This window comes from Bacillus sp. NPDC057893, assembly GCF_042796455.1.
GTDB lineage: Bacteria > Bacillota > Bacilli > Bacillales > Bacillaceae_G > Bacillus_A.
Genome location: NZ_JBHVNG010000004.1, coordinates 18,876 through 32,571, shown reverse-complemented (window position 1 = coordinate 32,571; position 13,696 = coordinate 18,876). Strand labels below are relative to the sequence as shown.

The following is a 13,696-nucleotide window of genomic DNA, read 5'->3' as shown; positions in this document are numbered from 1 at the left end:
GTAAAATTTTAACAACAGCTACCTTTTCCTGTTTTTCTAAAAACACAGCACAATTCTTCTGATAATAAATTATTAACTTCCGCATCATTTAAATCATAATAACTCCACGTACCTTTTGTTTCTTTTACAATTAAACCGGCATCTAATAAAATCTTCAAATGATATGACAACTTAGATTGTGTCATTTCAAAAATCTCTGTTAAATCACATACACACGTCTGTCCTCGCTGGCAAAGTTCATACATAATCTCTAAACGTTTCTGATCAGCCAACGCTTTGAATTTTTTCTCATATAGCTGGAAATCTTGTGCCACTATAATTCACTCCCTTTCATCAAGTTTTTTTGATATTTATAGTATATACGCTGATGAGTTCTTTATGCAACTGATTAATCAATTTTTTTTGATTAGTATAAACCAACTTCCTCTCATCATATCCGTGCCACCAGTAAAAAAGACCATAGCCTTTCCAAATATGAAAAACTACGGTTTTTTTTACAACTCAATAGTTAAAATATTTTCGAGAGGTGAAGTCTCTATAGCCATTAAATAATCTTAAGTTAATAATTATAGAGTGATTCTCCCTATAAACAAAACCCTCCAGAAACATCTAAAATCTGCCCCGTTACCCAACGACTATCAGAAGAAGCAAGGAATGCAACCACATCTGCAATATCTTCAACTTGCCCTATTCGTCCAAAAACAGATGAATTCGTAGCAAAATTTCGTATTTCTGGATTATCTAGCAATTTCGCATTAATATCTGTCTTCGTATATCCGGGCATAATTGTATTAACAGTTATGCCTCTTTCTCCAAGATGTTTAGCTAGAGGAAGTGTCATCGTATTTAGTGCACCTTTACTTAAACCATATGCAATTGATCCCGTAAAACCAAGTCGTACTTCGGCTGATGAAATGTTGATAATGCGCCCTTCTGCTCGTAGTAATGGTAATGTTTGCTGAATTAAGAAGAACGGTGCCTTCATATTTACGGCCATAATTTCATCAAAAACTTCTTCTGTCGTATTTTCAATCGTTCCTTGTGTACCTATGCCTGCATTGTTTACTAAAATATCAATCTCCGATGTACCAACTCTTGTTTGTAATTCATTTTTTAATTGTTCTACTAGCTTTTTGACACCATCAATTGAATTGAGCTCAGCTTCAATTACGAACGCTTTTCCTCCATTAGATTCAATCTCACTAATCGTTTCATCTGCAGCTGTTTTATTTCGGCCGTAGTGAATCGCAACTAATGCCCCATCTTTCGCCAATCTCATTGCAATGGCACGGCCAATGCCGCGACTCGCTCCTGTTACTAACGCTACTTTCCCATCAAGATTTTTCATTTTTTCCATCCTCCCTAAATTTCCGTTTAATAAATCCTATACTTATATTTTTATTCAAATACTACTAATTTTAAATATAGATTTATAGGTAATTTAGTTCGTTCACTTATGATATTATAGTTATAATTTGTGTTTTGCTTTAGAAAACAAAATGAGGAGGCTACACAATGCAAAATACAGTAAAACTGGATGAAATCGATCATAAAATTATGAACTTGCTATATGAAAATGCGAGAATCTCTGTTTCAGAAATAGGACGAATTATATCAATGACGCAGCCTGCTGTAAAAGAACGAATTAACAAGCTTGAAGATCAAGGGGTTATAGCGGCTTACCGAACGAAATTTGAGCCTTCCAAAATTAATAAAAACATCCAATCATTCATTATGTTCAAAACAAGCCAATGCTCTGATTTTATCCAATTTTGTAATGCTGCTCCTGAAGTAACAGATTTATATCGAATTAGCGGGGAGTTTAATTATATGATGAAGGTCATGAGCGATTCGATGGATTCTCTCGCTGCATTTTTAGATTCTTTAATGCAATTTGGATTATCGTCTCCTTTAATTGTTTTAAAGAGTGAATTTGAAGAGAAATTGTCGTTCTAATAAGAGGGTACTAAAGTAGAGGAGTAGCAGATATCAAGTTTATGTGGAAAAATTCTTTTATAATATAATAAAACCAGCCATAGGCTGGTTCTTTTTTTATTCAATTTCCTACTAAAAAATCCCGGGTATAATTCTCCTTCTTCCCTATCCCTGATTCCTCTGCGCCTCTCTAAACTCCTCCTTCACCTTCTCTAACAGAGCTTCTTCTGTGATTAATCGATACGCCGTATTCGCTAATGCTTTTGCCGATGTAATTAATGCTTTGTCTCCTAGTTCTGAACGAGCCGCTTCTCTAAATTCATTCGTATGCGCAATTAAATCGTCTGGTCCAATTTTAATGTACGGGTGAATTGTCGGTACGACTTGACTTACGTTTCCAGCATCTGTTGAACCGATTCCTACTCTTTCTTTACGGTTTACGTCTTCACCTAGTAATTCTAGTTCTTCGGCTACGACGTCATTAAATGTTTTTGTTACGAGTAATTCATCGATTTCATTTTGGAATTGATGAATTTTCACTTTTGTACCTGTTGCTAGTGCTGCTCCCTCTGCGATGTTTCTTACTTTTTCTGTTACTTCCGCACATCTTTTTCTCGTTGCTGCGCGGATGAAGAACCTTGCTGCAGCATAGTCAGGAATAATGTTCGGTGCTTTTCCACCCTCTGTAATAACGCCATGAATTCTCACATCTGACGGAAGTTGTTGGCGAAGTGCGTTAATACCGTTATAGAGCTGAATTACCGCATCTAATGCGTTAATCCCTTCTTCTGGTGAAGCTGCGGCGTGAGCTGTTTTTCCGTAAAAATGAAAATCAAGTGGATCGACTGCTAGTGAAGGACTCGTCGTCGCTGTTTTTCCGCTCGGATGAATCATAAGCGCCGCATCAATGTTTTTAAATAAACCAGCTTTTACATAACTCGATTTTGCGCTACCATTTTGTCCGCCTTCCTCTGCTGGCGTCCCGAATACGACAACTTCTCCCCCAATTTCTTCAAGCGTTTCTGATAATGCGATTGCTGCCGCAACGCTAATTGTGCCAATTAAATTGTGACCACACGCATGACCGAGTCCTGGTAAAGCATCATACTCAGCTAAAAATGCGATAACTGGTCCTTTTTTTCCTGAACTTTTCCGTGCGATAAAACCTGTTTCATGACCGGCTATATTGTGCTGTAACTGAAATCCTGCACTACCTAGTAATAAGCTTAACGTTCTTGATGCATAAAATTCTTGATTACCAATCTCCGGATTCGCATGAATGTCGTGACTTGTTTGTATGTACTTTTCCTTATTTCTTTCTATACTCTCTTCAATTGTTTTTCTTTGTGACGTTATCCCTGTCGCTCCCATTTTTTCTTCCTCCTTTTATTTTCACGTAAAAAAGCCTCTTTCTAAAAGATAGAAAGAGGCTTTGAAATATACATTCAAAAATGAGCTTCTTTCTTATCTTTCAAGTCGTACGCTTGCTGGAATTGGCACAGTATTCATACAGAATCCGCTGCCGAGGTGTCATAGGGCCAGTCCCTCAACCTCTCGTGATAAGAATTTTCATAAAATTATATTAAATTATTTTCATTCTAAGTTCATTTCAACTAAAAGTCAAGGAATTCCTATCCGAATTTACCGAATATCTAAAAATCCTTTTAATACACCAATTGTCTCAGGTGCTTGCAGTCTTGCACATATGTACGGGAATTCCGTACTACCTTCAAACATCATTTGCGATGTGAGAGGTGCCCCTGCCCAAAAAATTTCATCATCAATTACTAGGAACGGGAATGCTTTATTTTGTCTTTGTAACTTTACGTTTTTTAATGGAACTGGTCCATCACTATAAACCGTTATTTGCGCATTTGTACGCATTAACGCTTGCCATACTCGTTTATCTACTTGCTTCGTACTTGGAAGTGAAATAATGATTTTTCGTTTTGCGGCTAAAATATCTTTTAATAGCCCTTTCGTTTCTTCAAGATTCATTTCCATAAACCAGCGTAATCGTTTCGATATTTTTCTCTCCCATAATTGTCTTGATGTCGTGCGATCATACACATCTCCGTGACGTTCTATATGAGCTGTTAATTGTGATAACGCTTGTTTTCTTGAAAGATTTTTACGCATATAATGGCAATCCGATAATTGAATGAACTTCCCTCTCGCTCTCGTTACTGCTACATTGACGAGACGATGGTTTTTATGGTCAAAGAATAGCACGCCAGGACGTTCTTGCGGATAACTATCCACTGTATCAAAGATCATCATATCTCTTTCAGAACCTTGGAACTTATGAACGGTTGCCGCTAATACTGGTATGTTTTGATATTTCGTTCTCTGTAACATTTCTCTAATACACGTTGATAAAAAGCGTGACTGTGCTCGGTACGGTGTAACTATACCAATTGATTGAACACCATCTAACAGTCCAATTAACATCATTTGCATCGCCACTAAACCAGACATAATATTAAAACGCGAACCTGAAGCAGCGTCTTTTAACGAAAATGCACCCATTAAGCTCGTATCAAATAAAACACTCGCCTCATTTGCGAACGGTTGTAGTTGCGCAAGTTCTTTACGCTCTGAAACAGACGGATGATCGTATACTCTATTTTTATAAATAAATGAGTTCGTAAACTTCGATATATCAGCATGCATACGTCTTTGTTCCTGCAACATAAAAAGGTTGGGATGTGCTTCTGATTTATTTACAGAATCAACAATCCCTGCATGATAAAACATATCTTCGCCGAGCCACTTTCGAACGAGTTCATGATTCGCCATCGCAATCGGAGGCAATTGTAAAAAGTCACCACAAACGACAATACGTTTTCCAAGAGAAGCAGCTAATGCGATTTGCGGAACATATGCCATACTCACTTCATCTACGACAACTAAATCAAATGTGCGCTCATAAATAAGCGAATCAATTGCACATTTCGATAAAGTCGCACCGATTACTTGCGCATTTTCAATATATTCTTTTTCTACTTCTTTAATTTTCGCTTTTTGCTTTCGAAGATCACTTTCAATCTCTTGTATACGCTTCTTATCAGCAGAAGTCGCTTTATATGATAAAATCTTTTCACGAAGATCTTGTCGTGTCTCTTCTAAATAAAGTCTTTCTTCTCCCCAAGATCCGTTCGTCGTTTCAACTAACTTCGATGCAAGTAACGTTTCATGATTTCGTATATGTTCATGTTGGCTAAAACCGTAACGGACGATTTCACCAGGTGTCCATTTCTTTTTCTTCTCAATTTGCTTCGTTACTTCACTCATTAATACGTCAACTGCCGCGTTACTATGAGCTAACACAAGTACCGATTTTCCTTTTTGATAATGAGCCGAAATAATACGTGATAAATTGTACGACTTCCCTGTTCCAGGTGGTCCCCACACATACGTTGTCGGATTGTAAAAAGAACGGTAAGCCAATTCATTTTTCGTATTTTTCATCTTTTCAAGGTGTTTCGGACTGCTCGTCCCATCAACAAGACGCTTTATACGATTACGTTTCAGCTTATCTTTATGTGCTTCTTTCAATCTCTCTTGCAGCTGTTCTAACAATTGCCACGGTTCACTGTATAAAACAGCTTCTCTTATTTCACCTTGTATATAATCATTTAATTTCAATTCGATTTCTAATCCATGTACAGATAATACTTCCCCCGTCGCTTCCTCACCATCGAACTCAATTCGAATCGGTGAACCTTCAGGTAAGCTTACTTCCGAAATAAGCTGAAATACGTATACTGTACTTTCATAATCTGTATATAAGAAACGACCGTTAATGATAGAAATTTTACTACCACCTATCGTTTTCCAATGTTTAATTTCATAAGCTAATGCATAATGCCACTCTTTCATCGTTTCCGATAATGAAGGAGTTTGAGTAGTTGTATTCATAAAATAAGCTCCTTCCGTCTCCCCAAACATACTTTCTCACTATAACATATAACGCTCTAAAATTTGTAAGGTTTTTACCTTGCTTATTTTCTCAATATTCAATATTATTTTATATATAATTTTCAGAAAGAAGGAGTACACATGCCAGTTAGAAGAATTGAACACGTCGGACTTATGGTTATAAACTTAGAAACATCTATTTCATTTTATGAAAAAGTAGTCGGCTTACAGCTTATTAAACGTATGGGTCACCCAAATCCAGACTTAAAACTCGCTTTTTTAGGTGTGGAAGAATCAAAGGAAACGATACTCGAACTAATTGAAGGCTACAACTCTTCCCTTCCAGCAGAAGGAAAAGTACATCACATTTGCTTTAAGGTAGATTCATTAGAAGATGAAATTGAAAGACTAAGAAAACACGAAGTAACATTTTTACTAGGAGAAGAAATCGAGACATTACCAGATGGAACACGTTACATATTTTTTGCTGGTCCTGATGGAGAGTGGATTGAGTTTTTTGAGACGGAGAGATAGAAAAGGATCGGGATTTTGATCGATTTATTTGTTATGCATATCTTTAGTGTAGTGGTAAAAATCTCAAACAATCACACTCACATACACTCTCTTAGCCCCTTAGCTTGATGCGATGTGGTGAGCCCTCTTTATGTAATCAATTTTTTTATAAAAATCTTATATATAACTAAAAAGAATAACTCCATTTTGATCACTCTTTTTCAAAATGGAGTTTTTGTATTTACTTTTAAATAAGGATTGAAGAGAGTTTTCTAACCAATCTTTATTCTGAAGCTACAGACGAGCATAAATTATGTTCGTTTTTCAATTGGTAGTTTAAATGTAAAAGTACTGCCTTCTCCTAATTCACTTTCAACGGTAATTTCTCCTCCGTGTAGTTCGACAATCCATTTTACCATCGACAATCCTAAACCTGTGTTTCCATTGTTTGAAGATGTTCTTGCTGCGTCAACTCGATAGAAGCGGTCCCATATTTTCGCAATATGTTGCTCGCTGATGCCTATACCATTATCGGAGACTTTACCTATTATGTTGGTTTCATCACGGAACAGCTGCATATTCACAATGCCGTTCGCTTTGCTATAAGTAATCGCATTCGTTAGTAAATTCATTAATAAACGCATCATCAATGTTTGATCTGCTTTAATAAACAGGTCTTCCTCTATATTAGTTGTTATATCAATCGAAGCTTCTTGAACCATTAATGAAAGCTCTTCTACAACGATTTCCGTTAATTCACTCATATCGATATATTCAAATTGAAAAGTATTATACTTTCCTTGGTCAACTCGTGCTAATAATAAGAGTTGCGAGATTAAAGCGGACATTTTACGCGATTGCCTTAAAATTACTTCTAACGATTCTTCCAGTTCTTTCGGATTATTCCTCTGCGATAAAGCATATTCGCATTGCGAAATAATAACAGATGTTGGTGTTCTTAATTCATGAGATGCGTCAGATGTAAATTGTTTTTCGCTTTCGAATGATGTCTCCAATCGTTCAAACATTTTGTCAAAGGTTTGTGCTAAATGATACATTTCGTCTTTCGATGAACCTTGTAAATTAATTCTCTTCGAAAGGTCTTTACCATCACCAATTTTACTGGCTGAATCACTCATTTGTTGTACAGGTCGAAACGCTCTTTGCGTAATAAAATATCCTCCCACTGCCGCAATGAGAATAAGTAATGGAAATGAGATGAGTGTTACCACAATAATCGTATTCATGGTTGATGATAATTGATTCATGGTCATTATTCCACGAGCCCAGACTTGCTCATCGCCGCCTACATTATGGAGAAAATCATATACTATCCATTCTTTATTACCGTCTTTAATGGTTTGTATTTCATCGGATTTAAGCGATACCTTTTTATTAAAGCTTGTTGGAATATGTCCTGCCAGCAGCTCACCTTGCTTACTATAAATGAGGATATTTACTCCATCTTCTAAGGTTTCAAAATCATCGTCAATCTCTAACTGTCCATGCTTATATTCGATATCTTCAACACTTTCTTTTACTGTGCTCTTCAATTGATTTTTCATATTAAAAAGCAAAACTTTATCTGAAGAAGTTAAAATAAAAGCTAACACGAGTGCCATAATAATTACAATTAGCCCCGTATACCACAGGGTCACTCTCATTTTTATTGATAGTCTTTTCATGATTCTACTCGCAATACGTAACCAGTTCCTCGTACTGTATGAATTAACTTCGTTTCAAACTGGCTATCAATTTTTTTACGAAGGTATCTGACGTAAACATCAATAATATTCGAGCCACCTTCATAGTCGTAATTCCACACATGTTGCTCAATTTTATCTCGTGTCAACACAACTTCTTTATTACGAATCATATATTCTAAAATAGCAAATTCTTTACTGGAAAGATTGATAACTTGATCTCCCCTTGTTACTTTATGCATATTGCAATTCACCACTAGGTCAGCGATTTCAAACACATTAGATGCATTCCCTGTTTTTCTTCGCATCAACACTCGAATTCTTGCTAACAGTTCATCAAAAGCAAACGGCTTTACTAAATAATCGTCCGCACCTAAGTCGAGTCCTGTTACGCGATCATCAATTGTATCTTTAGCTGTAAGAAGCAAGACAGGAGTTGTATTATTGTCCGCGCGTAATCTTTGTAATACTTGTAAACCATCTATTCCGGGAATCATAATGTCAAGCACAATCAAATCGTAGGTAGCCATGCTTATATAATCCAAGGCATCTTCTCCACTCCCACATCCATCGACACTATAATATTCTGCATTTAATCGTTTTACCAATATATTTTGTAAGTCTTGTTCATCTTCGACAATAAGAACTCGCATTAGCATCCTCCTTTTTTCTTATTCATATGTATCACTATAATTCCAAAACATTAAAGAAAGATTAGAAACTATTTAATTATATCATTTTATTTTTTTGCACATTAATCTTCCTTTAATGTTTGTTCAGTAATATAAAGACATGGATAAGGTGCACATGTAAAGGGAGGAGGACATAATGGGAAAATGGATGATGATTGGAGCAATGTCTTGTTTATTCTTAACCGCTTGTTCTACTCAAGCTGATAACGATACAGAAGTACAACAACTGAAAGTAGAAAACGATAAATCACAAAAAGAAGGTGCTCAACTACAACAAGAACCACACAAAACAGGGCCTGCTATGAATGATACTAAGCAAACACAAGATTTCAAAAACGAAGTCACATCTATTGTAGAAAAGGCAAATAACACGAAACCAGTTGGAGCAAAAGAAGATAACTTAAATACGTACTTAGTAGCAAAAAAAGAAATTGACCAATTAGATGACAAGATAGATCTATCTGATGATCAGCTAGAAGCAGATTATCACGCTGGAACGATAACTGTTGAACAATATCAAACGCAAGAAAGAGAACAAGATATACTTGAAGATCAATTAGAGCAAGCAGAAAATGCACTTGAAGCAAGATTTGGAATAGATGATTAATCATTAAGGAGTAGATGAAATTGTTAAAACATAAAAAGAAAATAATTATAAGTGTAATTGCTATTTTAGTAATCGGTATCGCTATTGTTGGTGGATATTATGGTATGGGTTACAATTATGCAAAAAAGAATGAAAACTACACAGAGAAACAAGTTCGTGAAATTTCTATAGCTCATACAAATGGAGAAATTATTAATGTGAAAAAAGAATTCGAATTAGAAGATGACAACTTAGCACAATCTAAATTTGAATATGAAGTGGAAATCAAGACACCTGAGAATCTATTAAATGTTTTAAAGGTTAGTGCTAGAACAGGCACAATAGAAATCAATAATGAAGATTAAAAAATATTGATAAATAAAATATCACGTATTTACAAAAACTCCTAACAAGATTTGTTAGGAGTTTTTTCACGTTTATACTCTACTATTCTAAAAGGGAGCCCGCTACATCGCTATCAAACTTAGACTTTAACGTACACTATAAATGGAAATTTCATTTTTTTATAGCACCGAACTTCATTTTTATCATTTTGGGCAACCTGTTCTGTTAAGTTGATATGCATGTGGTGCTATCCCCTAAAAAAAGACTGTCGAAGTAAAACCCCAGAAATCCAAAGGTCTCTGGGGCTTCATTATATATTTAGCTCTTTTTGCTTTTTATTTTGTTTATGTCTGTAAAGGAGTTTACGCCCTATTACGGAAATCAGTAATAAAATCAGTATTAGTACGACAAGTTGCATAAATGATAAATTAAAATATTTAGCACCTGTAACAATTAAAAGTGTAGAAATCGTACCTTTTACAATGAAAAAAATAATAATCCATAACCCGCCTTTTTTCCAGTTCATTTTTATTTTATCCCTTCCCACGTTTAAATTCATAAAAAATCAGTGATAATTTTTGAAAGTGACACCTTAATGGGAATCTATTACATTAATAGAAAAGTAGACTTTTTTACAAAAATCATCTCCAATTAAATGTGACGACTTCATATTAAATGAAAATGATATTCATTGTCAATTTTATTTAATAATTCCGATCGTCTCCATAATGTGCCGATTTGAATAACCATTCTTTTCATCTCAATCACTTTCCACTTTGTTTCTTCTGGATAATGTGTAAGAGACTAATAAAGTTATGTGAAGTCCCCACCACTTAGTACCTCTTACGAGCTTACTTGAAGTGTGGGCTTCTCAGTTCATCGCTACTTTTGATAGCTAAAGAATTTGTCTTAAGATAGCCGAGCTAACTCCCTTGTTCCAAAGATTATTTCATTACTAATCATGTCAGCGCTAATAAGTGTATGGCTTCCTGTTTGATAGTGATAGCTGCATTATATCCACGACTTATTTTTAGTCCACACGAACACTCATATGTTCTTTCAGATAGTAACATTTCTTTTTTGTTTCTACAACCGCCACACATCTTTGTAGAAGGAAATCACTTATCTATTTTCACAAGCTGTTTGCCTTGTTCTTGTAGCTTATACGCTAAGTAAGCTTCATTACATTGCTTGGAAATATTAAAAATCACAAGGAAAAGAAGCTAACAATAAATTGTTAACTTCTCAGCTTAAGGTAAAATAGTATCTTTCCTTATTTTTTACTATCTAGGTTGTGATTTAATATTGGTAAGATGAGCATCAAACATATCAATTATTTCAAGAAACCTATCAGCTTCACGAAATACATGGTCTGCTAATAATGGATGAATGATACTCTTTATTTTACATTGCTCAATTAAATCACGTGCCGTTTTCTTAAAATCCCGAAGAGATGTGACTGACACACGATTTTGATCTAAAAATTGATCTAAAAGAGGAACTGTTTGAGATTGTGGTTTCATAGATTCTAAGTCAATTGCTTGATACATTAATTCATCAAAATCATTGCTGAAATTCCGTGCTGTATCTACGAGCTTTCTTTCCGATGGGTCAAGAAGATGACCAATAAATTTAGCATGGTCTGCCATAATCCTTAAAAAGAAAACATTTTCTTTAATAATAGCATCAGGAAGGGCATCTAATTTACCTTCATTTAATTCAATTAAACGTTTTCTAAAATAATCAGCTTCCCTACTCGTATGGTCAACTAACAGTGGAAAATTATTTTGCCCTGGCAATTTACATGTGAGAATTAATCCTAGAATTTTCCGTTTAAATCCCCAAATATTAGTTGCAGCTTGTTGTACTTCTGAATTAAATCTTTTTATTTGCCCAGGATCTGTTTCATTTGTATAGGAATACGCTATTTGTTCGATATGTTCAAACAATCGATAAAATTGATTAGCTTCTTCGATTAGTTGGGTATCCTCACATCTAAACCCCAACCGAAGAAAAAAAGAATGTTCCTTCATGATTCTAGACCAAAAACGAATTTCATTTAATGATCGTTCAACAAACATTACAGACGTAACACCCGTATCAGGATGTAATGAGGTTTCATCCCTATTCATTCTTAATCCCCCCAGTAAATACTATGCTAGTTCTATTCTTATGAGTAAATATATATATAAATGCCATCAATAAAAATCCATTATGATATTGAGCAGGTCCTTTTGGAAATAAAGAAAAGACACCATCGGGTGCCTTTCTCTGACTTGATAACCACATTTTATGTTTAAATGTACCTAGCTTATATTTTGTATTTCTTATAACTCTCCCCCTGCACACGAGAAGTGCATAGTATAAATAATAAAAAAGAAGCAGAAAATCACTCGCGATTTCCTGCTTCTTTTATAAATTTAAGTTCTAGATACATACATCGCTTCACGCGAAATTGCTATTTACTAGTACACAATAACTGGATCATTAGTATTCAAACTATCATACACAGTTTTTGCAACATTAGGAAGAAGGTTAACACACCCGCCTGATCCCCCTGTTAAATAGGCATTATTCGCCCAGTTTGTTCGCCAGCCAGCATCATGGAATCCTTGACCGCTATTTGTGAATGGAACCCAATAATCTACTTTAACTGCATAATCAGCTTTACCTACTGCGCTGCCTTTCAACGTGTATGGTGTTCGTTTATATAGGACGTACCACACACCTGGTGATGTATCTTCACTCGTGCTATGTTTACCGGTTACTACATTTGTTGTAACTACTAATTTTCCATCTTTGTAAATCCAAATTTGTTGCTCTGCAATTGAAACTTCCGCATACGTGTCTCCGATGCCATTATTCGATGTTGTTTTATAACCGATACCTTCCTTCTCCCAACCATTTCCATGAACATTTGAAGCAGATAGCGATTTTTCACCCTTTTCAAAAGCTTGTTGAACTTGTTTTGTTTCTTTTTCAACATCTAGTGCCCAGCCATAGCCTTGTCCTTTTACTTGTATAACCGAACCGGAATGAGTTTTAAATGTGAAATCTTTATTTAATGTTGATTTAGCATTATTAATTTCAGCAATCTTATTCTTAATGTCGCTCGCATCGATTGTAACTTTCATATCCTTTGACATAGAAGCATTTTGAATTAAATCTTTCGCTTTTAAAGGATACACTTCATTCTGCACTTTATAATCAATGGACTGTTGAAGAAGATCCTGTAGTGCTTTCTCCTCTTTTTTAACAATCGGATCGTCTTCTTTAATAGGCTTTATGTATGTAGACTTCAGATGAATTTCGCTTTTATACTTCTGCTTGTCATAATCTTTCAGTAGATTAGTAATGTCATACTGCTTTCCTTCAACACTTTTCGAGATAATAACTTTGCCTTGTTCGAGCTTCGCCATAGCATCTTGAGGTGCTTTTAATTCTTTATTCATTGAAACGAGCTTTTCTTCTACAAGTTTTTTCATCGTTTCACTACGATACTGATCCGCCTTTTCTGGTAGCAATGAATAATTTTTTTCCTTTAAGGAAGGGAAAAATGTCCACTGACTTTTTAATAGTTTCTTAACTTGAGGCAAATCTTTTTCCGTAAGTTCCGTTTTTGTATCTTTTTCATCTAAAATTTGTTGTTGATCGACATAGACTTTGTTTGCTAATCCAGATGTTTTTAATTTCTGTATTGCCTGATCAGCGCTCAAACCACCGACTTTTGTGTCGTTAATCGTAACATTCGAATTGAAGTGAGTTGCCTGATAATAACTCACTCCCCCAATGAGAAGTACAATTATACCAATGCCCGCTGCGATAAACTTCCAATTTGTAAAACGTTTGCTTGATCTTACTCGTTTTCTATCAACTTCTTCAACTGATTCATTTACTGTATTGTTGTTCATCAATCTTTCCCCCGTATACATTAACGTCAATCGATTTTAAACCAAAACCATTGACTAGTGTACCTTATTTTTCCTGAAATTTCATTATTT

The 13,696-nt window shown here is 35.1% G+C and carries 13 protein-coding genes, 1 pseudogene and 1 riboswitch; of the genes and pseudogenes, 4 read left to right on the top strand and 10 right to left on the bottom strand.

Annotated elements, in window-relative coordinates:
• Positions 1–8: 8 nt before the first annotated feature.
• Entirely contained in the window at positions 9–314 is a 306-nt protein-coding gene (arsR, locus tag ACFVQC_RS18580; RefSeq protein WP_289399268.1) for an arsenical resistance operon transcriptional regulator ArsR, read from the bottom strand.
• Between the two features lie 269 nt (positions 315–583).
• On the bottom strand, positions 584–1,348 hold the full coding sequence (locus ACFVQC_RS18575) for an SDR family oxidoreductase (protein ID WP_377898883.1): 765 nt from the start codon (positions 1,346–1,348) through the stop codon (positions 584–586).
• Between the two features lie 167 nt (positions 1,349–1,515).
• On the opposite strand from ACFVQC_RS18575, the gene ACFVQC_RS18570 reads away from it, so the two are divergent.
• Positions 1,516–1,956: an Lrp/AsnC family transcriptional regulator gene (locus ACFVQC_RS18570; protein ID WP_377898882.1), complete on the top strand. Its 441-nt coding sequence runs from the start codon at positions 1,516–1,518 to the stop codon at positions 1,954–1,956.
• A 144-nt stretch (positions 1,957–2,100) separates the two neighbouring features.
• Here the strand turns inward: ACFVQC_RS18570 and ACFVQC_RS18565 are convergent, their stop codons facing one another.
• A complete protein-coding gene (locus tag ACFVQC_RS18565; RefSeq protein ID WP_377898881.1) occupies positions 2,101–3,306 on the bottom strand; it encodes a M20 family metallopeptidase in 1,206 nt (401 codons plus the stop codon).
• Between the two features lie 90 nt (positions 3,307–3,396).
• A riboswitch (SAM riboswitch) is annotated at positions 3,397–3,501 on the bottom strand.
• A gap of 75 nt (positions 3,502–3,576) precedes the next feature.
• Positions 3,577–5,886: an AAA domain-containing protein gene (locus ACFVQC_RS18560; RefSeq protein WP_377898880.1), complete on the bottom strand. Its 2,310-nt coding sequence runs from the start codon at positions 5,884–5,886 to the stop codon at positions 3,577–3,579.
• Positions 5,887–5,997: 111 nt separating this feature from the next.
• Between ACFVQC_RS18560 and ACFVQC_RS18555 the strand changes: the two genes are divergently transcribed.
• Positions 5,998–6,390: a VOC family protein gene (locus tag ACFVQC_RS18555; protein WP_377895062.1), complete on the top strand. Its 393-nt coding sequence runs from the start codon at positions 5,998–6,000 to the stop codon at positions 6,388–6,390.
• Positions 6,391–6,680: 290 nt separating this feature from the next.
• On the opposite strand, the gene ACFVQC_RS18550 is transcribed toward ACFVQC_RS18555, so the two are convergent.
• Positions 6,681–8,054 (bottom strand): sensor histidine kinase, encoded by a 1,374-nt coding sequence (locus tag ACFVQC_RS18550; RefSeq protein WP_377898879.1) that lies wholly within the window; start codon positions 8,052–8,054, stop codon positions 6,681–6,683.
• On the bottom strand, positions 8,051–8,725 hold the full coding sequence (locus tag ACFVQC_RS18545) for a response regulator transcription factor (RefSeq protein WP_377895058.1): 675 nt from the start codon (positions 8,723–8,725) through the stop codon (positions 8,051–8,053). The genes ACFVQC_RS18550 and ACFVQC_RS18545 overlap by 4 nt, the downstream gene beginning before the upstream one ends.
• A 175-nt stretch (positions 8,726–8,900) precedes the next feature.
• Here ACFVQC_RS18545 and ACFVQC_RS18540 point away from each other — a divergent pair, with 175 nt between their 5' ends.
• Both ACFVQC_RS18540 and ACFVQC_RS18535 read left to right on the top strand, forming a co-directional pair.
• Positions 8,901–9,371 carry a hypothetical protein gene (locus ACFVQC_RS18540; protein WP_377898878.1) on the top strand — a complete coding sequence of 157 codons (471 nt, stop codon included), beginning with the start codon at positions 8,901–8,903 and terminating at the stop codon, positions 9,369–9,371.
• A gap of 20 nt (positions 9,372–9,391) precedes the next feature.
• Positions 9,392–9,715, top strand: coding sequence for a PepSY domain-containing protein (locus tag ACFVQC_RS18535; protein ID WP_377898877.1), 324 nt, complete (start codon positions 9,392–9,394; stop codon positions 9,713–9,715).
• 290 nt (positions 9,716–10,005) lie between these two features.
• On the opposite strand, the gene ACFVQC_RS18530 is transcribed toward ACFVQC_RS18535, so the two are convergent.
• The 4 genes and pseudogenes from ACFVQC_RS18530 to ACFVQC_RS18515 form a co-directional block, all read right to left on the bottom strand.
• Positions 10,006–10,221, bottom strand: coding sequence for a hypothetical protein (locus ACFVQC_RS18530; RefSeq protein ID WP_002146789.1), 216 nt, complete (start codon positions 10,219–10,221; stop codon positions 10,006–10,008).
• A gap of 433 nt (positions 10,222–10,654) precedes the next feature.
• A pseudogene (locus ACFVQC_RS18525) lies at positions 10,655–10,870 on the bottom strand (zinc ribbon domain-containing protein); the annotation flags it as partial.
• Positions 10,871–10,978: 108 nt separating this feature from the next.
• Entirely contained in the window at positions 10,979–11,827 is an 849-nt protein-coding gene (locus ACFVQC_RS18520; RefSeq protein ID WP_002146788.1) for a DUF2935 domain-containing protein, read from the bottom strand.
• 333 nt (positions 11,828–12,160) lie between these two features.
• A complete protein-coding gene (locus tag ACFVQC_RS18515) occupies positions 12,161–13,606 on the bottom strand; it encodes a L,D-transpeptidase family protein (protein WP_377898876.1) in 1,446 nt (481 codons plus the stop codon).
• Positions 13,607–13,696: the final 90 nt, after the last annotated feature.

Bases quoted from the DNA above. Each gene is read 5' to 3' on its own strand.
- ACFVQC_RS18575 (WP_377898883.1), bottom strand. From the start codon at position 1,348: ATGAAAAATCTTGATGGGAAAGTAGCGTTAGTAACAGGAGCGAGTCGC.
- ACFVQC_RS18570 (WP_377898882.1), top strand. From the start codon at position 1,516: ATGCAAAATACAGTAAAACTGGATGAAATCGATCATAAAATTATGAAC.
- ACFVQC_RS18565 (WP_377898881.1), bottom strand. From the start codon at position 3,306: ATGGGAGCGACAGGGATAACGTCACAAAGAAAAACAATTGAAGAGAGT.
- ACFVQC_RS18560 (WP_377898880.1), bottom strand. From the start codon at position 5,886: ATGTTTGGGGAGACGGAAGGAGCTTATTTTATGAATACAACTACTCAA.
- ACFVQC_RS18555 (WP_377895062.1), top strand. From the start codon at position 5,998: ATGCCAGTTAGAAGAATTGAACACGTCGGACTTATGGTTATAAACTTA.
- ACFVQC_RS18550 (WP_377898879.1), bottom strand. From the start codon at position 8,054: ATGAAAAGACTATCAATAAAAATGAGAGTGACCCTGTGGTATACGGGG.
- ACFVQC_RS18545 (WP_377895058.1), bottom strand. From the start codon at position 8,725: ATGCGAGTTCTTATTGTCGAAGATGAACAAGACTTACAAAATATATTG.
- ACFVQC_RS18540 (WP_377898878.1), top strand. From the start codon at position 8,901: ATGGGAAAATGGATGATGATTGGAGCAATGTCTTGTTTATTCTTAACC.
- ACFVQC_RS18530 (WP_002146789.1), bottom strand. From the start codon at position 10,221: ATGAACTGGAAAAAAGGCGGGTTATGGATTATTATTTTTTTCATTGTA.
- ACFVQC_RS18520 (WP_002146788.1), bottom strand. From the start codon at position 11,827: ATGAATAGGGATGAAACCTCATTACATCCTGATACGGGTGTTACGTCT.
- ACFVQC_RS18515 (WP_377898876.1), bottom strand. From the start codon at position 13,606: ATGAACAACAATACAGTAAATGAATCAGTTGAAGAAGTTGATAGAAAA.